Here is a 20,741-nt window from a genome sequence, read left to right as displayed (position 1 = left end):
AAGGGCCGCGCAGGCGACAAGCCGGTTCATTGCCGCAACCGGCGGAAAACGCCACTGCGCGATTCGACGCCCCTGCCGCCTTGCCTCTGGCGAAATCCATGGTCTACCATGGGGGCCACTCAGGGAATTGCAGATGACCGCCGTCGCGCAAGCGATCAAGAAAGGCCGGAAATTCGATCAGGTGCTGGAAGGTGCCCGAAGCGTGTTTCTGCGCGACGGGTTCGAGGGCGCCAGCGTCGACGACATCGCCCGCGCGGCCGGTGTGTCCAAGGCGACGCTATACAACTACTTTCCCGACAAGCGGCTGCTGTTTCTGGAGGTTTTCCAGCGGGAGTGCCAGCGGCAGACCGGCGCGGCCTTGGCAGAGATCGACATGTCCGCTCCAGCGGCGGAGGTTCTGCATACCGCCGCCCGCCATCTCGTCGCGTCGCTGCTGTCGGACTTCAATCAGGCGATGTTCCGCATTTGCGTGGCCGAGGCCGACCGCTTCCCCGAACTGGCTGCGGCCTTCTACGAGACCGGCCCGCGCGCCCTGCGCAAACAGATCGCCGATTTCCTGCGGCTGGCCTCCGATCGCGGCGACCTCTGCATCGATGACGCCCGGCTGGCGGCCGACCAGTTCGTGGAACTGTGCAAGGCCGATCTTCACGTGCGGCGCCTGCTATGCGTCGGCGTCACCTTCACGGAGGCCGAGATCACCCGCGTGATCGACGGCGCCCTGGCGACCTTCATGGCGCGGTATGGGGCGTGAGGATATGAGGGCGGTGGGATGGAGGTCAGAACCGCGGGGCGAGGCCCGAAGGGGCCCCGTGGTCACGCAGCGGCCCGCCTAGACAAACCTGCCTTTGGCGGCGTGTCCATGATCACCCTCCGTTGTTCATCTGCCGCTGTGACTCTTCGACAGCGAGAAGAGGCTTGCCTCGATTTAACTGGACGCCTACTTTCGACGCAGGGAGAGGTAGAGCACCTCTCGCTATGGAGATTTTATGAAAGAGTCCCGGGCATAAGCCCGTTCCCGGTCTAACGATACGGGAACGCCGAAACCAAAATGACACTCACGCTTTCGGCTGAGTGTTGTTGTTTCTGCACTCTCATGAAATCGAGACATCCCTTTGAATATCTCAAGGCACGAGCAGCGTGTTCTGCATGAACTCGCCCTTGGTGGGGCTATCCACCATGACAGGGGCGCGGGCGGCAAGATACACGCCATCACCTGCTACACACGCGACGGTCATGTCCTGACGGACTGCACGCTTGATGTGTTTCTGCGTCTGAAGAAACGGCGCTTCGTTTGCTCGCGGAACGGCGCGCCCTACCGCGTCTCGCGGCAGGGCATCAAGGCCGTGCGCGCGCAGCTCAATCAACGATGACAGGCCAAAAGGCACCACAATGGAATTCACCAACAGCCACGCAAATCGAACAGATGACATCATCCGCCTGTTCAAGGATACGTTCACCGCCTCCGAAGGGGAAACCGAAGGTGATCTTATCGCCGGTCTCGTAGCCCGGATGTTCGACAGCGTCGCGCCGGATGACATCATCGTGTTTTCGGCCCTCAGCAATGGCACGCTGGTCGGGGCCGTCATCTTCACGCGGATGATCTATGCTGATGACGAGCGCACGGTCTTCATTCTTTCGCCCGCCGCGGTCGCCCCCCAGCAGCAGGGCAAAGGGATCGGCCAGGCTCTGTTGTCACACGGCATGAAGAGCCTGCGCGAGAACGGTGTAGATGTGGCCCTCACCTACGGTGACCCCAAGTTATATTCGAAACTGGGCTTCGAGCACATCACCGAAGACATCGCCCGGGCGCCGCTCCCACTGTCCTATCCGGAGGGATGGCTCGGGCGATCGCTGACGACCAGGGCACTCATGCCGCTTCAGGGGCCACCGACCTGTGTCGAGCCGCTGAAAGACCCAGCTTTTTGGTAATCGCTCAACCACGCGCGAAGAGGCGCCGGTGCATCTTCTTGGTGCCTCTGAAACAGGCTGACACTCATGCGGAGTACGGCGGCCGAAAATGAGGGCGCGTCCCTACTTTCCTTGCTGCATCGTTGCTTACAAGGAACGGTGTTCTCTTGCGACGGTGGGTTTTCTGGTCTTTCAGCAACCTGCTAATCCAGCCGCCGGATATGCAACTGGTTGCCGACGCGCTTGGTCTCGAACCGTTTCAACTCCCGCACAAGGTCCGACAGCTTGCGTTTGCCATAGGTTCGCGTGTCGAAATCGGGATTGTCGGCGGTGATGAACTGGCCGATCTGGCCCAGCGTGTACCAGTCGTCTTCCTGATTGATCTTGTCCATCGCCCGGACGATCAGGTCCGTCACTTCCTGAGGCGGGCGCTTTGTCCCGGTCGGAGCGTCGGCCCGGCCCTTCGGCGCGGTCGCGGGTTCCTCGACGATGTTCTCGATCAGGACGAACCGGTTGCAGACGTTGCGCAGGCTGACCGGCGCTTTCGCCTCTCCGATGCCGATCACGTCCAGCCCCTGTTCGCGGATGCGGCTGGCCAGGCGGGTGAAATCGCTGTCGGACGACACCAGAACGAACCCGTCGAACCGCCCCGAATGCAGGATGTCCATCGCGTCGATGACCAGCCCGATGTCAGAGGCGTTCTTGCCCTTGGTGTTCGCGGTTTCCTGATGCGCCACCAGACCCAGCGCCAGCACCTTCTCCGCCCAGGGTTTCAACCGGTCCGCCGACCAGTCGCCATAGACACGGCGGAGCGCAGGTTCCCCGAAGGACGTGACCTCCTTCAGGATCGCCTCGGCATGGCGGGCGGGGATGTTATCGGCGTCGATCAGGACGGCAAGAAGGCGGGGCTTTTCGTTGGGCATGACTACTCTTTTAAAGTGTGGGGTGAGGGAGACCCACACCCGTCATGCCGTAAACATGGCCGCGAAAACAGCCGCGGTAAACCGCTATCCGGCGAATACCGGCTACGCCGCCCGCACTTGGCGGACGGCGCATGTGGGATGATCAGGTCGAACCCGGGTCAGTCCTTGGTACGGTAATCGTCGTGGCAGGATTTGCAGGTCTTGCCGATTTCCGGCAAGGCGGCCCGCAGCGCGTCAAGCGAACTGACATCGGCCGCCATTGCCGCCTTGTGCAGCGCCTCGGACTTGGCGGTGAAATCGTCGAAATCCTCCCAGATATTCGCCTTGGCGGTGGATTCCGGATCGTCGGCCTGCGTCTTGAATGCCGCGGGGGTTTCGCCGGCCTTTTCGGCGATGGTGGCCACGGCCTGCTGCGCGGCACTTGCGTCAAAGGGCTTTTCGCCCTTGGCCATCTGGCTGATCAGCTTGGTGTTCATGCCGATCTTTTCCATCAGCTCCTGGCGGGCCTTGACCGTGGGTTCGGTCGCATCGGCGGCATAGGACAGCGTTGCCGCCGCAGCCACCAGAGAAAAGACAGTCAGTTGTGAAATGCGTTTGAGGGTCATGCGGATCTCCTGATTGCACAACTGAAAGGTAATACAGAGGGCGCGCAGCGTCCCGTCACATCGTCGTGGGCACGACTCGACTCCCCCGCACCTAAGGCGTACAGTGAGAACATATAAGGAACATGCTGCCGCCATGCCCGCCCGCCGTATCCTGTCGCTATGGTTTCCACGGCTTGCCGCCGAACGCGTGCAGCGCCGGGCCCGTGGTCTGCCGAGCGGCCCGTTCGCCATCGTGGCCGAGGATAACGGCGCGCAGGTTCTGACCTCGCTCAACGCGGCAGCCGGGGCGGCGGGGCTGCGCCACGGTCAGCCCCTGCGCGATGCGCTGGCGATCTGCCCCACCCTGCTGACCCGTCCCGCCGATGGGGCCGGCGAGGCCGCGTTTCTGGGCAGCCTTGCGCGCTGGGCGGGCCGGTTTTCCCCCTGGGTGGCGGAGGAACCGCCCGATGCGCTGGTCCTCGACATCACCGGATGCGCGCATCTTTTCGGTGGAGAGGCGGCGATGCTGGACGAGATACGGGTGAGTTGCGCCGATCTGGGCCTGACGGTGCATACGGGGCTGGCCGATACCCGCGGCGCGGCCTGGGCGCTGGCGCGCTATGCCGGGCGGGCCGCCACGCCCCATCGGTCCGGCGATGCCATCGCGCAGGAGGCACGCGCCACCCGCGCCCGTGCCGCGAAGCGGGCCGTCTGGCAACGGGTACCGACGGTGGACAGCGCGGACCACGCCCCCCGGATCGCCCCGCCCGGCCAGACCCGGCAGGCGCTGGCCCCGCTGCCGCTGGCCGCACTGCGCCTGTCTGACGACACCGTCGCGGGTTTGGCCCGGCTGGGTCTGCGGCGGGTGGAGGATATTCTTGGCATGCCCCGTGCCCCCCTTGCCCGCCGTTTTGGCCGCGATCTGGTGCTGCGGCTGGATCAGGCGCTGGGGGCCGTGCCCGAACCCGTCTCGCCCTCCCGGCCGCGGCCGCATTTCGCGGTACGGCTGTCGCTGCCCGACCCGATCGGGCTCGAGACCGACCTTCTGGCCGGGATCGACCGCCTGTTGCCCGCCCTGTGCGACCGCCTGCGCGTGGCGGGCCAAGGGGCACGGCGGCTGCGGCTTCAGGCGTTCCGCTGCGATCACGGGATGGAGGAGGTCGAGATTGGCCTTGCCTGCCCCGCCGATATGCCGGAGCGGATGCGCCCGCTGCTCGCGCTGAAGCTGGGCGCAATCGACGCGGGCCCCGGCATCGACCGGTTGCGGATCGAGGCACATGTGACAGAGCCCCTGCAGGCCCGCCAGCATGCCGGCCATGTCGAGGCCGCCCGCGCCGCCGCGGCACGCCAGAGCAACGACACCGGGCTTGCCGACCTGATCGGACGGATCGGTGCCCGCGTGGGGCTGGAGGCCGTGACACGCGTCGCACCGGCCGAAAGCCATATCCCCGAAAAGGGCTATCAGCGTCTTCAGGCCGCCTGGTCGGCCCCGGTCGCGGACTGGCCCAACCGCGACCGACCCCGGCCGCTTTTGCTGTTCCCGCCCGAACCCGTGCACGCCCCTGACCGCCCAACCCCGCCACAAGAGTTTCGCTGGCGCCGCCGTCTGTTCCGGGCCGAAGGCGCGACGGGACCCGAACGGATTGCCCCGGAATGGTGGCTGGACGACCCAGCCTGGCGGTCCGGCCCGCGCGACTATTGGCGGGTGGAAACGGATGCGGGGGTGCGGCTGTGGCTGTTCTACGCCCATGGGGGCGCGATGTCCTCTGGCTGGTTCTGCCAGGGGCAGTTCGGCTGAGGCCGTGGTGTATATTGAAAAGGGAGGAGCCAGCGAAGGTCCCGGTGCCGCAGGCTGGGTGGGGGCTGAAAAAACCGCGGCACCGGGTTAGCGTCTTCGCTATGATGCTAATATCCCCCCCAATCCCGGCACGAACACGGAACGCCACGGTCCTTGTGGGGGAAATTTCACGGCAAGATCAGGGCGAGGCTTGATTTGGCCGCGCCATGACGGCACCCTGCCTGAATGAACGCCGTGCCACCCACCCCGTTCCCAAGTGCCTGCCCCCCTGAACAGGTGGCCTTTGACCGGGCCGAACTGGGCGTGATCCTGACCCTTTACGGCCGGATGGTCGCCGCGGGCGAATGGCGCGACTACGGTATCTCCTGCCTGCGGGAGGTCGCGGTCTTCTCGATCTTCCGGCGCACCGCCGAGCATCCGCTTTACCGGATCGAGAAACGCCCGAAACTGCGCAATCGTCAGGGCATGTATGCGGTGATCGGCATGGACGGACAGATCCTCAAGCGCGGGCAGGAGTTGAAGACCGTGCTGCGCGTGCTGGAGAAGAAACTGATCCGCCCCGTGGATTAGCAGGCTGCTGAAAAAGCACACGACATGCGCCTACGGCCGAACCCTTTCGGACCATCGTGCCCAAGCTGGTCCGGGCGACCAGACCGGGCCGCGCCCGACCCTCCCGCGGGAGGGCGCCGCCCTACTTGCCTGCTGCATTGCTGCTTACAAGGAAGGGTTTTCTCTTGCGACGGCGGGGGCTCTGGTTTTTCAGCAGCCTGTTTGGGGCGCCTGCGCGCAACGGCATGCTGCAACCGGTTCCACGACCTCCTTCCCACGACGCGCAGGAAGGAGGGGTTTCAAATGAAAATACCGCTCAGCCGCGGGTCGAACGCCCAGCAGCGCGGCGGAAGAATGCGGCCGCGCCAAGTCCGCCCAGAAGCAGCAGGGAAGAGGCGGGCAGCGGCACTTGCGAGGTTTCGATGTTGATCAGCAAGTAGTCACCGACCGAGACCGTGTTTTCCCCCCCATCGTTGATGTAGGTCACGCTATCGGATGTGAAGCTGAGCGACCCCAGCGTGCCCCAGGTCGAACTGGGATCGAAAGATGCCCCGGTGATACCCGTCCCGAAATCGAGATCGGACCAGATCCAGACCACGTCGATGATCGTGGCGTCGAAGGTCCATTCGGCAAGCAGGGTGTCTTCTTCGACATCCACGTTCCATTGCGAAAACGGGCTGATCTCCGGGCCCAAGCCATCGGTCACGATAAAGGTATCGCTGCTGGGAGGCCCACAATTGGTGCATTCAAAGGTAACTTCATCGCCAATCAAAGTTGCGGCTTGTGCCCCGCAGGCAAGCAGGCCAATGGCCGCCGCAGTCCAAATCGTCTTCATATTCACACTCCCTATGGTGGAAACGCTCAAAGGTTCCCGTTAACGCCAAATTCAGGCGCTATTAACGATAACATAACACATCCCCCCTGTCTCAAACATTGCGCGCGCCGGGACCTTCTTGGATCAATGGGGGCGAGGGGCGGCCCATTCGGGGCATTCGGCCGGTCGTGGTTCTTGCGAAAGTCAGGATGACCAGCCGCTGCCCCTTCAATCGCTTTCAGCCGTGCCCCGCTTGTGCGCCGTCATCTCTCCGTCGCCCTGCGCGGCGATCCGGGCGATGGCGTCGGGGATTTTTTCATAGGCCACAGACATGGTGTGAGCGTTGGCGTGGATCATCACCCCGGTTGCCACCACCAGCGCCACATGACCCTTCCAGAACAAAAGGTCGCCCCGTTCGAACGGGGTGCCGTCCGGCATCGCCATGCCAAGCCTGCGCTCTTGCTGGTCGCTGTCACCGGGACAGGAAAGCCCACAGGCCAGCCACGCCGCCTGCACAAGGCCCGAACAATCGATCCCCCAGACCGAGTTGCCACCCCAGAGATAGGGGACCCCGAAGAACAACTGCGCCACGGTCACGGGGTCGGCAAAGGGCGCATTGGCCGGGCGAAGATGCGGTTTCGGCACGAACCAGCCTTGCGCGGTCTCAAAAAACGCCCCGCTGGCAGAGACCACGCGCAGGCGAGAGCCGAAGCTGAGCGCCGAGATCTCGGGGCTTTTCAGGTTGGGCGCGGAATAGGCGTGGCTGGCTGGCACGCAGACGATATGGGTCGGCTCGTGCACGTCGGGCGACAGGGCGTCGGCCGGAACATAGCCCACGAACCCGTCCCGCGCGGCCCAGCCAAAGGCGTGGCCGTCATGGATTTCCAGTACCTCGAACCCCTCGCCCAGCACCAGTTGACGGTCCCGCGCGCCGCCGGGGTCCCGCAACAGATCCGTCACGGGCCGGGTCACACGCTGGGTCACCGGGTCTGCATATCGCGGGGCCTGCACGAGCCCAGCAAGATGCGCGGCGGCGACGCGCGTGTTGGCCGGGGTTTCGCGCCGGTCGCCGGTCACAGGCACAGAACCTCGGGCAAGGCCGCCAGAATGGCGCGCGCGCCCTGCCCCACGCCGCCCTTGGGCCGGGCCGGGGCATCGGCGGGTTGCCAGCCATAGATGTCGAAATGCGCATAGCGCGCCTGTCCCACGAACCGCCGCAGGAACAGCGCCGCGGTGATGGAACCCGCAAACCCGCCCGAGGGCGCGTTGTCGAGATCCGCGATCGCCGGTTCAAGCATCGTGTCATAAGGCGCATGGAACGGCATCCGCCAAACCGGGTCGGCCATATCGCCGGCCTTGCCCGCCAAGGCCGCGGCGACCGCGTCGTCATCGGTGTAGAACGGGGCCAGATCGGGGCCGACCGCCACCCGCGCCGCGCCGGTCAGCGTGGCCATCGAGATCAGGCAGTCGCTGTCTTCCTCTGCCGCAAGGGCCAGCGCATCGGCCAGAACCAGCCGCCCTTCGGCATCGGTGTTGTTTACCTCCACCGTCAGGCCATTGCGCGCGGTCAGGATGTCCTGCGGGCGAAAGGCGTTCGACGACACGCTGTTTTCCACCGCGGGCACCAACACGCGCAGTTGCAGGGGCAGGTTCAGCGCCATGATCATGTCGGCCAGCCCCAGCACGGTGGCCGCGCCACCCATATCCTTTTTCATCAACCCCATCGACGCCGCGGGCTTGATATCCAGCCCGCCGGTGTCGAAACACACCCCCTTGCCGACCAGCGTCAGCCGCGGCCCGGCATCGCCCCAAGTCATCTCCAGCAGCCGTGGCGCCTGCGGCCCGGCACGTCCGACCGCATGGATCAGGGGGAAGTTCTGCGCCAGCAGGTCATCGCCCCGGATCGCCCGCGCCGTGCCCCCGTGGCGGGCGGCCAGATCGAAAAGGGCCGCTTCCAGCGCCTCGGGTCCCATGTCGCAGGCAGGCGTGTTGATCAGGTCGCGGGTCAGGCATTCGCCCGCTGCCATCGCCTCCACCCGCGCGGCGTCGATCCCTGCGGGGGCCTTGAACCGCGCGGCAAGGGGTTTCTGGGTCTTGTACCGGTCGAACCGATAGGCGGCGAGCAGAAGCCCCAGCGCCTCGGCCTCCAGCGCGGGACCTTCGAGATCGGCTTCCAGATGGTAGGCACCTGCAGGCAAACGCGCCGCGCCCCCCGCCAGATGGAAGCGCCCGCGCGCCCGCGCCTTGGCAGTGCCATAACCGGCCACCGCGCCGGCAAGCCCGCCACCCGCCGCGGGCAGCGGCTGGACCTCTCCCGGGGCCGCGGCAAAGCCCACGGCATCGAGCCACGCCGCCTGCATCGGCGGCAGCGCACTGCGCCAATCGTCCAATCGATCCTCGGCAACCACGTGGAGCGGCAGGGACGCGTCGGAGGGATCGGCAAAACGGGGCGGCATGGGCAAGGCCTCCTACAGGTATCAGGTCAGGGATGCCCCGACCCTACCTGCCTGTGTGCCGCCCGCAAGCCGTATCAGCCGGACCGGTGCCGAAGCTCCTCTGTCAACCGGAACGACCGCAGCGCCATCCGGCGCAGCCGGTCCCGCGTTGCCGCCAATGCCACAGGATCGCGCGACAGCGCCGCGCGTTCCACACCCCGGGCCGCCCAGGACAGGCTCAACAACCCGATCATGTCGCTGACCGCCCGAATTTCCCGCGCCAGACCGGCACAGGTTTCGGGCCGCCCGTCCTCCGCGGCAATCGCGAGCCGGGCCAGCAATTCCTCGATCCGGCCGACGGACATCTCGATCAGGCCCTCGGCCCGGGCCTCGCCCAGATCAACGAACATGTCCGCCAGACGCTCCGAATCGAGCCGTAACGGCTCATCCGGCCGCAAATTAAATACAGGCGACACGCAATACCCTCCGATCACCACACCCACCGCGGGCACCCTATGCGCGGCAGGGTCAAGAAAGCGTTTCGGGCCGTGTCCGAAATCCCTCGAATTCCCCCCAAATGCCCTTTATTCACCGACACCGAACAGAAGATGGAGACCGGAATGAAGACCGCCCGCCCGTTGCCGCAATATCTCGTCCAGCGCTATCACGGTTGGAAGGCGACGACCCATGCCGAGAACAAGGCGTGGTACCGCCGTCTGGCCGAAGACGGGCAGCGCCCGCGGGCGATGATCATCTCGTGCTGCGACTCGCGGATTCACGTCACCTCGATCTTCGGCGCGGATGAGGGAGAGTTCTTCATCCATCGCAACATCGCGGGGCTGGTGCCGCCCTATGCGCCGGACGGCGATTACCACGGCACCTCGGCGGCGGTGGAATATGCGGTGACCGTGCTGAAGGTCGCGAACCTGCTGGTCCTGGGGCATTCCAATTGCGGGGGCGTGCGCGGCTGCCACGACATGTGCGCGGGCAAGGCGCCCCAGCTTGAGGAAAAGACCAGCTTCATCGGCCGCTGGATGGACATCCTGCGCCCCGCCTATGACCGCCATGCCGGGATCGAGGATGAGGCCGCACGTCTGGAGACGATGGAAAAGGACGCGGTTCTGGTGTCGCTGGAAAACCTGATGAGCTTCCCCTTCGTCCAGGCCGCCGTCGAGGCCGAGGAACTGGCGCTGCACGGGCTGTGGAACGACATCGGCGCGGGCGTGGTGGAATGCTACGATCCCGAAAAGGGGCGGTTCTTGCCGGTTTGAGGGTGGTCGGCGCGGGCGTTAGCCTCGGCAGAGGGGCCACGGCGGGGCGGGGCTGACGCCCCTCTGTTCCGCGCTGGTCTTCCCGCTGCCGCACAGACGACGCCGATCCCCGCAGCAATCAACCCCGCCGGACCATCCGTTTCCTATAAAGATGGAGAGAAGTGGCGGTCAGCCTTGGCCGGGTCTGCCCCACTGGGCCGGGCCTTCCCCGGGCCTCCGCCCGTTCGAGGCTCGAACGCTCCCCCGGGAGCCGTCGCCAGGGCTGACGCCCCGGACCGCGGCCGTATCGGGGCTCCGCCCGTTCCTCGCTGAAAACGGTCCCCCGGACCGTTTTCCGGGCGCTCGTCACCCCTTCTTCAGCACCCGTTGGCCGAGGACTTCTGCGATCTGAACCGCGTTCAACGCGGCGCCCTTGCGCAGGTTGTCGGACACGCACCAGATGTTCAGGCCGTTCTCGATGGTGGAATCCTGCCGGATGCGGCTGACATAGGTGGCGAAATCGCCCACGCATTCGACCGGGGTGACGTAACCGCCGTCCTCGCGCTTATCGACCACCATGATCCCCGGCGCCTCGCGCAGGATGTCGCGCGCCTCATCCTCGTCGAGGAAGTCCTCGAACTCGATATTGATCGCCTCGGAATGGCCCACAAAGACCGGCACGCGCACGCAGGTGGCCGTGACCTTGATCGCGGGGTCGACGATCTTCTTCGTCTCGGCGACCATCTTCCACTCTTCCTTGGTGGAGCCGTCATCGAGAAAGACATCGATATGCGGGATCACGTTGAAGGCGATCTGCTTGGTGAACTTGGCGGGGTCCTTTTCCTGCCCGGGCACATACATCCCCTTGGTCTGGTCCCAAAGTTCGTCCATGCCTTCCTTGCCCGCGCCCGACACCGACTGATAGGTCGACACCACGACGCGCTTGATCTTCGCGCGATCATGCAGCGGTTTCAGCGCCACGACCATCTGCGCGGTAGAGCAGTTGGGGTTGGCGATGATGTTGCGTTTGGCATAGCCCTCGATCGCGTCGGCATTCACCTCCGGCACGATCAGCGGAATGTCCGGGTCGTAGCGATAGAGCGATGAGTTGTCGATCACCACGCAGCCGGCCTTGGCGGCCTTCGGCGCGTATTCCTTGGTCGGGCCAGAACCGATGGCGAAAAGGGCAATGTCCCAGCCGGTGAAATCGAACTGCGCCAGATCCTGGGTCTTGAGGGTCTTGTCGCCAAAGCTGACCTCGGTCCCGAGAGACCGGCGCGAGGCAAGCGCTGCGATCTCGTCCACGGGAAACTGGCGCTCGGCCAGAATGTTCAGCATTTCGCGGCCCACGTTCCCCGTGGCGCCGACAACGGCGACCCTGTAGCCCATCGGGTGGCTCCTCTGACATCGGAAATAGGTAACGGGCGGCAGCCATACAGCAAAGCCCCGCCGGACGAAAGGCCCGTTCAGCGCCGCGCGGCGCGGAGTTTCGCGGCCAGGGCGTCGGCGTCGATCTCGACCCGACCGTCGGGCAAGTCGGTGACACGGGGGTAGTAGACCCGGTCGAGATAGGACATGAACGCCGCGCGCAAGGCAGGGTCATAATCCAACCGATCAGGGGCGGCCAGCGCCTCGGCCAGCGCAGCCTCGGAGCCCGCACAGGTGACAAGGCCAGGGATGGCAAAGAACGCCTGCCCCAGAACGATGACCGGCTTGTCGAAGAAGAACGCCTGCAATCCCATTGAGGAATTGATCGTGATCACCCCGTCTGAGGCCGAGATCTGGGCAAAGCTGTCGGTCGCGTTGTCCACGACCAGCCGCCCACCGCTGTCCGCAACCGCCCGGTCCAGCGCCCCGGCCAGCGAAACGCGGGCCGAGGGGTGTTCCTTCAGCCGAATATGCCAGCCTTCGGGCAGGGCGCGGGCCGTGCGCGCAAGGGCAGCGATCATGCCCTCGACACTGCCGGTCCAGCCGGAAAACAGCGTGATCTGGCTGTCATTGGGCACCTGCAACGGGCAGAACAGGAACCGACCGGCCTGCGCCAGCGCCCCCGCATCGCCCTGCCCCACATCCGCCCGGCGAGACGGACGGGCGGTCAGCCCGCGCCCAGCGCACGCCAGTCCTGCCCCGCGTCGTCAGGGTTATTCGCCGCCCAGTCGAGGTAGAACTGCCCCACGCGCGGCAGGCCGTTTTTCGCATTCACCCCAGCGGGGTCCAGCGTCACACGCCCCGGAAAGGGCGCCAGCTCGGCATAAAGCCGCCCGGCCCCGGCATCGCGCGCGCCTTCCATGAACGCGCGGCGGGATCCCGTCAGCCCGTTCCAGCACATCGCAACAGCGTCGCGGTGGCGGGTGAAATAGCGCCGGGACCAGTTGTATTGCGCCCCGATCAGCGCCCGTTTCAGCCGCCGTCCCAGCCACCCCTTGGGCTGCCGCTTGGCCACGGCCAGCGCGGCCTCGGTTCGTGCGCGTGTCTCGGGGAACCCCCGGAACGACAGCCCGATGACGGCAAGGCGCGTGCCACCGCCGGCCGCGTCAGTCACCGCACGAAAGATCGCGTCCTTGCGGCGGGTCCAGCCGGCCAGCCAGACAATCATGCGGGCCGGTGACTGTCGTCGGCGAAGCGCACCACCATGTCGCGCTGGGTGACGATCCCGACGAGTTCGTCGCCCTTGGTCACAAGCGCCCGCGTCATGCAAAGCCGCGCCAGCAACCGGATCGCGTATTTGATGTTCATGTCCGCCGAGACGGTCACCACCGGCTTGGTCATGATTTCATACACCGACACCCGGTCGAAGCTGCGGTTTTCCGCGACAACCTTTGCCGCGATGTCATAGACGGTCACCAGACCGAATTCGTCGCCGTCGTGGCGGCGTTCGATGATCAGGGAACCGACCCGCGCCTCTTTCATCTGGTCGATGGCCTGCTGCACCGTGGCAAGCCCGTTGATGGTCTGCAACTTTTGGCTCATCACCTCGGCCACGGATGTGAACTGTCGCCCGGTCACAGGTCTTCCTCCTCGATCTCATGGCGGATCGAGGCGATCTGCGTGCCAAGGCCGATCACGTCCTCGATGTCGATCTGCATGGCGACGCCGACGCCCGGTTCATTCTCAAACCCCGCGGCGCGCGCGATTTCCTCCAGGATGTGGCGGCTGATATGTTCTTCCACCAGCAGGATGACGATGTCGCGCTGCCCTTCGACGGTCAGGCCCATGAAGCTTTTCTTCGGCTTCAGCCCCTCGCCCCGGACATTCGTGATAACCGTCATGCCCGTGGCCCCGTGGGCCCGGGCCGTCTCGGTCACAAGATCGGTCTTCTCGTCCTTGGTAATGACAAGGATCATCTTGAATTTCATGGCGGCCCTCCTTCCGCCGCGGCGTCCTTTGCACCGCGCACGCGCCCGGCACGCCAGGCGCTGATCTGGGCATAGCCCATCACCGTGATCATGGGAAAGAGACTCGCAAGCGCAATCAGTCCGAAACCGTCCAGAAGCGGGCTGCGCCCCGGCACGGTGGAGGCGAGCCCCAGCCCAAGCGCGGCCACCAGCGGCACCGTGACGGTCGAGGTCGTGACCCCGCCGGAATCATAGGCCAGGGGCACGATCATCCGCGGCGCGAATATCGTCTGCACGACAACGATCAGATAGCCCACGATCATATAGAGATAGAGCGGCGTGCCCGTGACGATCCGGAACGTCCCCACCGACAGGCTGAGCGCGACGCCGATGGCCACCGCGATGCGCAGCCCCCAGGCGGTGATGCCGCCCGCCGAAACCTCCTTCGCCTTCAGCGCCACGGCGATCAGCGAAGGTTCGGCGATGGTGGTGGCAAAGCCGATGGCAAAGGCGAAGATGTAGGTCCAGTAATAATCGTGCCAGACCAGCGACGCGACCGGCTTGCCGCCCGCGACGAAGGCCGGGTCGGTCAGGCTTTGCGCCATCATCTCCCCCAGCGGGAACAGGGCCTGTTCCAGCCCGAAGAGGAACAGCGCCAGCCCCAGGACCACGTAGAAGGACCCGATCAGAACCTTGCGCAGATGCGGCACCTTGCGGCGCAACACGCCGACTTGAAAGCCGACCAGAATGGCGGCAATCGGGGCGACGTCCCGAAGGGTGCCCAGAAAGGTCGCCAGAAGATGATCTGCCCAGCCTGTCATCCCTGCACCACGATCCCGAAGAGAAGCACGAAGACGATGGGCAGCAGACTGGCAAAGGCGATCAGGCCGAAACCGTCCACCATCGGGTTGCGCCCCTTGATGGCAGAGGCCAGCCCGACGCCCAGTGCGGTGACCAGCGGCACCGTGATGGTCGAGGTCGTGACCCCGCCGGAGTCGTAAGCGATGCCGATGATTTCCGCGGGCGCCACGGTGGTCAGCGCCACGACAAGGATATAGCCCGCGATGATGAACCACTGGATCGGCCAGCCCTTGAGGATGCGCCAGACGCCGATCACGATGGACGTGCCCACCGACACGGCCACGGTATAGCGCAGCGCCAGCGCATAGCCCTCCGTCGCGCTTTCGGTTTTCGGGATCGCGCCGCCCTCGGCCATGATGCCCGCCGCCTCGGCCGCCACGGCGATCAGGGCCGGTTCAGCCACCGTCGTGCCAAAGCCCAGCCCGAAGGCAAAGGCCAGAAGCCAGAAGAGAGAGCCCTTTTGCGCGAAGGCGTCGGCCAGCGATTCCCCGATGGGGAACAGCGCCATCTCCAGCCCCTGGATGAAGATCGCAAGCCCCGCCATCACGAACAGCAGGCCAAAGGCGATTTCGCCGAGCCCATCGACAGGCTGGCGCAGCACGACGATCTGGAAGAACCCCACCACCAGAACGATGGGCGCAAGGTCGCGGATCGTCCCCGCGATCTGTGCCGTCATGCCGCGCATCACATCGAACATCGCGTTCGCCCTTGGGTTTAGGCCCTGCATAGCATCTATCGGGACATTCGCCCCGTCTCAACCCAGTTGCCGAAAAGCCTGAAGACGGGGTTGAGAAATGTGCGCCTTGGCGGCATCGCCGCGGAACTTGCCGACAATTGGGGCGAAAGGGGCGTCTCGGGCGCGGACACCAGCGTCACGCGTCCCTTGTCGCCGCGCATTCGGGGCGGTACCTGCGAGCCATGAATTTCGAGGTTCCCCTTGTCCGCGGCCGGCTGACGCGCCGGTACAACAGATTTCTGGCCGATGTCACGCTGGACACCGGCGAAGAGGTCGTGGCCCATTGCCCGAACCCCGGCGCGATGCTGGGCCTGAAAGACCCGGGCCTGCCCGTCTGGCTTGAACCGAACGACGATCCGCGCCGCAAGCTGCGCTATGGCTGGCGGCTGGTGGAACTGGAGGGCGGCAACTGGGCGGGCATCGATGCGAGCCTGCCCAACCGCGTGGTGCGCGAGGCGCTGGAGGCCGGACATATCCCGGAACTTGCCTCCTATTCCGGCATCCGGGCAGAGGTGAAATACGGGCAGAGAAGCCGCGTTGATTTCCTGCTGACCGAACCGGGCCTGCCCCAGACCTATGTCGAGGTAAAAAACGTCCACCTGCGGCGCACCGACGACTGGGCGGAGTTTCCCGACAGCGTCACCACCCGCGGCGCGCGCCACATGGAGGAACTGGCCGCGATGGTCGCCGCCGGGCACCGGTCGGTTCTGGTCTACCTTGTCCAGCGCACCGACTGCCGCCGCTTCCGTCTGGCCGGCGATATCGACCCGGCCTATGCCAAGGCCTGCCGCGAGGCACACGACGCCGGGGTGCAGATCCTGTGCCATGGGACCAAGATCGGCACCGACGGCATCGACATGGCCGACGCGATTGAGGTGCATCTGGACCCCGCGTCCTAGCGGGTACTGGAATTTGTCGCCGCACCGTCCTATCAGTTGGGACCAATTAGGTAAGGAGAAGCCCCTTGGACGAAAGATCGGGCGGCCGTCGCACAAAGGACAATATCCGCATTTACGAACCGGCAGATTTCGCCGGCATGCATGCGGCGGGCAGGATTGCTGCTGAGATCCTCGACGAGATCATACCGCTGATCCGGCCCGGCCAGACCACCGGTGAAATCGACCGCGTCATCACCGAACTGGTCGAGGCCAAGGGCGCACGGTCGGCCACGATCGGCTATAAGGGCTATCAGCATGCCAGCTGCATCTCGGTCAATCATGTCGTCTGCCATGGCATTCCGGGCGAGAAGACGCTGAAGGACGGCGACATCCTGAATGTCGACGTGACCGTTATCGTCGACGGCTGGTTCGGCGATACCAGCCGGATGTATGTGGCCGGGAAACTCTCGCGCAAGGCCGAACGGCTGATCGAGGTCACCCATGATGCGCTTTTCAAGGGGATCGAGGCGGTCAAGCCCGGCAACACCTTCGGGGATATCGGCCACGCGATCCAGACCTATGTCGAGGCCAACCGGATGAGCGTGGTGCGCGATTTCTGCGGCCACGGGCTGGGCCGCGTGTTCCATGCCCCGCCGAACGTTCTGCATTACGGACAGCCGGGCACCGGGCCCGTGCTGGAGGAAGGCATGTTCTTCACCATCGAACCGATGGTCAATCTGGGCCGGCCCGAAACCAAGGTGCTGGCCGATGACTGGACGGCGGTGACCCGCGACAAATCGCTTTCGGCACAATACGAACACTCCATCGGTGTGACATCGGATGGGTGCGAGATCTTCACGCTCTCGCCGGGGGGCGTGTTCCACCCTACCTATCGGTAAATCGCGTCTGACACCGACAGGAAGGAAAGGAGCGCCGATGCGCCCTGCCACCCGATATCCCGACACGTCCGCCGAAACGGCGCCGGTACATCACCGTTTCGGCTGGCGGCTGACGCCGGCCCGCTGGGCCGTTCTGATCCTGTCGCTGATCGCGATCGCGGTATCGGTCTGGCACCTGGAGGCCGAACGGGCCGGGGTCCTGATCGAACCGGTTCCGGGCACGGGCACAACGCCCACCACGGTCTACCGGATGAAGGACAGCGGCCCCGCGCCGGTGGTCATCGTCTCCCACGGGTTCGCCGGATCACGGCCGTTGATGCAGGCGACCTCGCTGACGCTGGCACGGGCGGGCTATGCGGCCGTCGCGTTCGACTATGAAGGCCACGGGCGCAACCCGGTGCCGATGTCGGGCGATCTGGACAGCCCCGAGGGCACGGCGCTTCTGCTGATGGACGAAACCAAACGCGTGATCGACGCCGCGCTGGACCAGCCCTGGGCCGATGGGCGGGTAGCGATCCTTGGCCATTCCATGGGCAGTTACATCGCCGTGCGGCAGGCCCGCGTCGATGACCGGCTGGCGGCAACCGTGGCCGTGTCGATGTCGGACGACAGTATCACCGCGACCGATCCGCCGAACCTGCTGATGGTGCAGGGCGCGTGGGAAGGGCGGCTGATCCCCGACGCGCGCGCCGCGCTGGAACGCGCCGACCCCGAGGCCGAATTCGGCGAGACCGTGGGCGACCCGGCCGAGGGCACGGGGCGCCGCGCCATCCTCGCCCCCCATGTGGAGCATGTCGGCGTGATCTGGTCGCCCGTGATGCTGCAAGAGGCCCGGGCGTGGCTGGATGCGACCTTCGGGCGGCAAAGCGACGGGCCGGTCGCGAACATGGGCGGCTGGACGGCGCTTCTTTTGGCGGGCATCGTTGCGCTTGGCTGGCCCTTGGCGCGCCTGCGTGAACGCACCGAGGAGCCGCGGCCCGTGCCACTGTCGCACAAGCGCTTCCTGATCGTGGCGCTGCTGCCCGCGGTGGTGGTGCCCTTGGTCCTGTCCCCCGTCGACACGCGGTTCCTGCCGGTGCTGGTGGCGGAGTATCTGGCCATGCATTTCTTCGTCTACGGTATGGTGGTGCTTGCCATGCTGGCATGGTGGGACGAGGTCCGCTGGCCCAGCCGGGACGAGGTCCGGCGCATCCTCATGCTGGCCGGTCTCGTCGCCTTCTATGGAATCTTCGTCTTCGGGCTGGCTATGGACCGGTATGTGACCAGCTTCTTCCCGATCCCGATCCGGCTTTTGATCATCGCGGCGATGGCCGTCGGCACGGTGCCCTACATGCTGTCGGACTCCCTGATGGTCGAGGGCGGGCGGGCACCGCTTTGGCGCAGCCTGACCGCGCGTGGGGCGTTCCTCGTCTCGCTCGGCATCGCCGTGGCGCTCGATTTCGACCGGCTGTTCTTCCTGCTGGTGATCCTGCCGGTGGTGCTGCTGTTCTTTCTGCTGTTCGGCATGATGGGCGGCTGGGTTGGCCGGTCCACCGCCCGACCTGCCGGGGCGGGGATCGGGCTGGGGCTGTTTCTGGCCTGGGCGCTGGGCGTCACCTTCCCGATGTTTCAGGCGGTGTGAAGGCGGTCCCGGCTTACCAGCGCCGCGCCGGTGGTAGCTGTCGGGATTTGGGTATTTCGACCAAGAAGAAGGGCCGGATTTACGTACGCGCCCGTGCCTGTTGGCATTTCCGCGGCGCGTGCTAGCCTCCTTCGGGCCACAAGGGAGACGACCGCCATGGCCCGACGTCTGACAATCGCACTGCTCATCACCGGCCTTTGGGCCACCGCGGCGGGTGCCGAAGACACGGTCACGCGCCATGGCATCTCTGCCTTCGGGGCGCTGAAATACCCCGCCGGTTTTGCGCAGTTCGACTATGTGAACCCGGACGCGCCGAAGGGCGGCACGATGAGTTTTCGCGGCACCGGCGCCTCGCGCACCTTCGACAGCTTAAACCCGTTCATCCTGGCCGGTGAGCCGGCGCAGGGGCTGGACCATATCTACGACTCTCTCATGGAACCGGCCTATGACGAACCCGACGCCGTCTATGGCCTGCTGGCAGAGAGCGTGACCTATCCCGAAGACCGGTCATGGGTGATCTACACCCTGCGCGAGGGCGCGCGCTTTGCCGATGGCGCCCCGGTGGCGGCCGCCGATGTGATGTTCACACTTGAGACGCTGAAGGCGGAGGGATCGCCGACATATCGCATCCGGCTGAAAGACGTCGCCAGCGTGACCGCCCTGTCGCCGCGGCAGGTGCGGGTCGATTTCGCGGACGGCGCGGCGACGCGGGACCTGATCGCCGATGTCGGGTTAATCCCAATTATCCCCGCGCATTTCTACGCGACGCGGGAATTCGACCGCTCGACACTGGAACCGCCCTTGGGGTCGGGGCCTTACGTGGTGGAAAAGGTCGATGCCGGGCGCGCCATCACCTATTGCCGCAACCCCGATTACTGGGGGGCCGATCTGGCGGTGAATGTCGGCAAGAACAATTTCGACTGCTATCGGTACGAATACTACGCCGACAACACCGGCGCGTTCGAGGCATTCAAGACCGGCGGATACCTGTTCCACGAGGAATTCACGTCTGCCCTTTGGGCGACGAATTACGACTTCCCGGCCCTCGAAAAGGGCTGGATCAAGCGGGAGGAGATCGAGGACGCCCGACCATCCGGCGCGCAGGGCTTCTGGCTGAACCTGCGGCGGCCGCAATTCGCCGACCCGCGCGTGCGGCAAGCCATCGGCATGATGTTCAACTTCGAATGGTCGAACCAGCGGCTGTTTCACGGGCTTTATGAACGCACCGACAGTTTCTGGGAAAACTCCGACATGCAGGCAGAGGGGCTGCCGAAGGGGGCGGAACTGGCGGTGCTGGAGGAATTTCGCGACCAGTTGCCGGACGCGGTGTTTTCCGAACCCGCCTTCGTGCCCAAGGTGCAAAGCCCCGACCGCAACCTCGACCGGGCGGTGCTGCGGCAGGCCGGGGCCCTGCTGGACGCGGCGGGGTGGCATGTCGACCCCAAGGGCCTGCGCCGGAATGCGGAGGGCGAGACGCTGCCCGTCGAATTCGTCTCCGACAGCCCGGCCTTCGAGCGGATCGTGCTGCCCTTTATCGACAACCTGTCCCGGCTGGGGGTGGAGGCGAAATACACCCAGGTCGACGCCGCGCAGATGCAGCAGCGGCAGGACGACTTCGACTATGACGTGACGGTGGCGCGCTACGTTCTTTCGATGAGCCCCTCCATCGAACTGCGCACGCTCTTCGGCAGTGAAAGTGCGGACGCGAAGGGCAGCAACAACCTGTCAGGGCTGGCCGACCCGGTGGTGGATGCGCTGATCGAGAAGGTGCTGGCCGCAGAGGACAGGGAGACGTTGCGCGTGCGCGTGAAGGCGCTGGACCGGGTGCTGCGGGCCAAGCACATCTGGGTGCCGAACTGGTACAAGGGGTCGCACTGGATCGCCTATTGGGACGTGTTCGGGAAACCGGCGAACAAGCCGCCCTATGATAGGGGGACGGATTACTGGTGGTGGGATCAGGGGAAGTATGAGGCGTTGAGGGAGACGGGGGCGTTGCGATGAGGAGAGCCATGAAAACGACATCTGACATCGGAAAGTTGGCAACAACGGTCGTCTCTGCCGAGGTCACAACCCGCGCGCAATATCCAGACCTTGATCAAGGACACACCGAATCCGACGAAGAGTTGCAGTCGAGAATTCCTGCACTTGCC

At 65.4% G+C, this 20,741-nt stretch carries 23 protein-coding genes; 10 read left to right on the top strand and 13 right to left on the bottom strand.

Features of this window, described 5'->3' with window-relative positions; all coding sequences use genetic code 11:
• The first annotated feature begins 133 nt into the window (after positions 1-133).
• From RGUI_RS15820 to RGUI_RS15810, 3 genes are all read left to right on the top strand, one after another.
• Positions 134-751, top strand: coding sequence for a TetR/AcrR family transcriptional regulator (locus RGUI_RS15820; RefSeq protein ID WP_081534723.1), 618 nt, complete (start codon positions 134-136; stop codon positions 749-751).
• 361 nt (positions 752-1,112) lie between these two features.
• Entirely contained in the window at positions 1,113-1,370 is a 258-nt protein-coding gene (locus RGUI_RS15815) for a YjhX family toxin (RefSeq protein WP_081534721.1), read from the top strand.
• Positions 1,371-1,389: 19 nt separating this feature from the next.
• Positions 1,390-1,929, top strand: coding sequence for a GNAT family N-acetyltransferase (locus RGUI_RS15810; protein WP_081534719.1), 540 nt, complete (start codon positions 1,390-1,392; stop codon positions 1,927-1,929).
• 182 nt (positions 1,930-2,111) lie between these two features.
• Here RGUI_RS15810 and RGUI_RS15805 read toward each other — a convergent pair whose 3' ends face one another.
• Both RGUI_RS15805 and RGUI_RS15800 read right to left on the bottom strand, forming a co-directional pair.
• A complete protein-coding gene (locus RGUI_RS15805) occupies positions 2,112-2,831 on the bottom strand; it encodes an NYN domain-containing protein (RefSeq protein ID WP_081534717.1) in 720 nt (239 codons plus the stop codon).
• Between the two features lie 158 nt (positions 2,832-2,989).
• A complete protein-coding gene (locus RGUI_RS15800) occupies positions 2,990-3,436 on the bottom strand; it encodes a cytochrome c (RefSeq protein WP_172841168.1) in 447 nt (148 codons plus the stop codon).
• A 133-nt stretch (positions 3,437-3,569) separates the two neighbouring features.
• Here RGUI_RS15800 and RGUI_RS15795 point away from each other — a divergent pair, with 133 nt between their 5' ends.
• Positions 3,570-5,213 carry a DNA polymerase Y family protein gene (locus RGUI_RS15795; protein WP_081534715.1) on the top strand — a complete coding sequence of 548 codons (1,644 nt, stop codon included), beginning with the start codon at positions 3,570-3,572 and terminating at the stop codon, positions 5,211-5,213.
• A 225-nt stretch (positions 5,214-5,438) separates the two neighbouring features.
• Positions 5,439-5,783, top strand: a complete 345-nt coding sequence (locus RGUI_RS15790) for a DUF2794 domain-containing protein (protein ID WP_081534714.1) — start codon at positions 5,439-5,441, stop codon at positions 5,781-5,783.
• Between the two features lie 295 nt (positions 5,784-6,078).
• Here RGUI_RS15790 and RGUI_RS15785 read toward each other — a convergent pair whose 3' ends face one another.
• From RGUI_RS15785 to RGUI_RS15770, 4 genes are all read right to left on the bottom strand, one after another.
• A complete protein-coding gene (locus RGUI_RS15785; protein WP_172841167.1) occupies positions 6,079-6,468 on the bottom strand; it encodes a VPLPA-CTERM sorting domain-containing protein in 390 nt (129 codons plus the stop codon).
• Positions 6,469-6,804: 336 nt separating this feature from the next.
• A complete protein-coding gene (locus RGUI_RS15780; protein ID WP_253798533.1) occupies positions 6,805-7,659 on the bottom strand; it encodes an NlpC/P60 family protein in 855 nt (284 codons plus the stop codon).
• Positions 7,650-9,032: a M17 family metallopeptidase gene (locus RGUI_RS15775; protein ID WP_081534708.1), complete on the bottom strand. Its 1,383-nt coding sequence runs from the start codon at positions 9,030-9,032 to the stop codon at positions 7,650-7,652. Before RGUI_RS15775 ends, RGUI_RS15780 begins: the two co-directional genes overlap by 10 nt.
• Before the next feature lie 74 nt (positions 9,033-9,106).
• A complete protein-coding gene (locus RGUI_RS15770; RefSeq protein WP_156882993.1) occupies positions 9,107-9,487 on the bottom strand; it encodes a hypothetical protein in 381 nt (126 codons plus the stop codon).
• 144 nt (positions 9,488-9,631) lie between these two features.
• On the opposite strand from RGUI_RS15770, the gene RGUI_RS15765 reads away from it, so the two are divergent.
• Entirely contained in the window at positions 9,632-10,282 is a 651-nt protein-coding gene (locus tag RGUI_RS15765; protein WP_081534704.1) for a carbonic anhydrase, read from the top strand.
• Between the two features lie 345 nt (positions 10,283-10,627).
• On the opposite strand, the gene RGUI_RS15760 is transcribed toward RGUI_RS15765, so the two are convergent.
• From RGUI_RS15760 to RGUI_RS15735, 7 genes are all read right to left on the bottom strand, one after another.
• Positions 10,628-11,650, bottom strand: coding sequence for an aspartate-semialdehyde dehydrogenase (locus tag RGUI_RS15760; protein WP_081534702.1), 1,023 nt, complete (start codon positions 11,648-11,650; stop codon positions 10,628-10,630).
• A gap of 77 nt (positions 11,651-11,727) precedes the next feature.
• The gene (locus RGUI_RS22220) at positions 11,728-12,330 is read right to left on the bottom strand and encodes a hypothetical protein (protein WP_253798530.1); all 603 of its coding nucleotides are present in this window, start codon (positions 12,328-12,330) and stop codon (positions 11,728-11,730) included.
• A gap of 26 nt (positions 12,331-12,356) precedes the next feature.
• Positions 12,357-12,857 carry a hypothetical protein gene (locus RGUI_RS22215; protein ID WP_253798527.1) on the bottom strand — a complete coding sequence of 167 codons (501 nt, stop codon included), beginning with the start codon at positions 12,855-12,857 and terminating at the stop codon, positions 12,357-12,359.
• Positions 12,854-13,267, bottom strand: a complete 414-nt coding sequence (locus tag RGUI_RS15750) for a CBS domain-containing protein (RefSeq protein WP_081534700.1) — start codon at positions 13,265-13,267, stop codon at positions 12,854-12,856. The genes RGUI_RS22215 and RGUI_RS15750 overlap by 4 nt, the downstream gene beginning before the upstream one ends.
• Complete coding sequence (locus RGUI_RS15745) at positions 13,264-13,617, bottom strand: P-II family nitrogen regulator (RefSeq protein ID WP_081534698.1); 354 nt, start codon at positions 13,615-13,617, stop codon at positions 13,264-13,266. The genes RGUI_RS15750 and RGUI_RS15745 overlap by 4 nt, the downstream gene beginning before the upstream one ends.
• Positions 13,614-14,417 carry a DUF1538 domain-containing protein gene (locus RGUI_RS15740; RefSeq protein ID WP_081534696.1) on the bottom strand — a complete coding sequence of 268 codons (804 nt, stop codon included), beginning with the start codon at positions 14,415-14,417 and terminating at the stop codon, positions 13,614-13,616. The genes RGUI_RS15745 and RGUI_RS15740 overlap by 4 nt, the downstream gene beginning before the upstream one ends.
• Positions 14,414-15,154, bottom strand: coding sequence for a DUF1538 domain-containing protein (locus RGUI_RS15735; RefSeq protein WP_216640078.1), 741 nt, complete (start codon positions 15,152-15,154; stop codon positions 14,414-14,416). Before RGUI_RS15735 ends, RGUI_RS15740 begins: the two co-directional genes overlap by 4 nt.
• A gap of 221 nt (positions 15,155-15,375) precedes the next feature.
• Between RGUI_RS15735 and sfsA the strand changes: the two genes are divergently transcribed.
• The 4 genes from sfsA to RGUI_RS15715 all read left to right on the top strand — a co-directional run bounded on the left by sfsA (position 15,376) and on the right by RGUI_RS15715 (position 20,592).
• Positions 15,376-16,092, top strand: coding sequence for a DNA/RNA nuclease SfsA (sfsA, locus tag RGUI_RS15730; RefSeq protein ID WP_081534694.1), 717 nt, complete (start codon positions 15,376-15,378; stop codon positions 16,090-16,092).
• 65 nt (positions 16,093-16,157) lie between these two features.
• Positions 16,158-16,970, top strand: coding sequence for a type I methionyl aminopeptidase (gene map / locus RGUI_RS15725; RefSeq protein ID WP_081534692.1), 813 nt, complete (start codon positions 16,158-16,160; stop codon positions 16,968-16,970).
• A 37-nt stretch (positions 16,971-17,007) separates the two neighbouring features.
• Positions 17,008-18,591: a dienelactone hydrolase family protein gene (locus RGUI_RS15720; protein ID WP_081534690.1), complete on the top strand. Its 1,584-nt coding sequence runs from the start codon at positions 17,008-17,010 to the stop codon at positions 18,589-18,591.
• A 156-nt stretch (positions 18,592-18,747) separates the two neighbouring features.
• Positions 18,748-20,592: an extracellular solute-binding protein gene (locus RGUI_RS15715; protein WP_081534688.1), complete on the top strand. Its 1,845-nt coding sequence runs from the start codon at positions 18,748-18,750 to the stop codon at positions 20,590-20,592.
• Positions 20,593-20,741 lie beyond the last annotated feature (149 nt).

This window comes from Rhodovulum sp. P5 (assembly GCF_002079305.1).
Taxonomy (GTDB): domain Bacteria; phylum Pseudomonadota; class Alphaproteobacteria; order Rhodobacterales; family Rhodobacteraceae; genus Rhodovulum.
The sequence above is the reverse complement of the archived record's forward strand: the minus strand, read 5'-3'. Positions and strand labels throughout refer to the sequence as shown.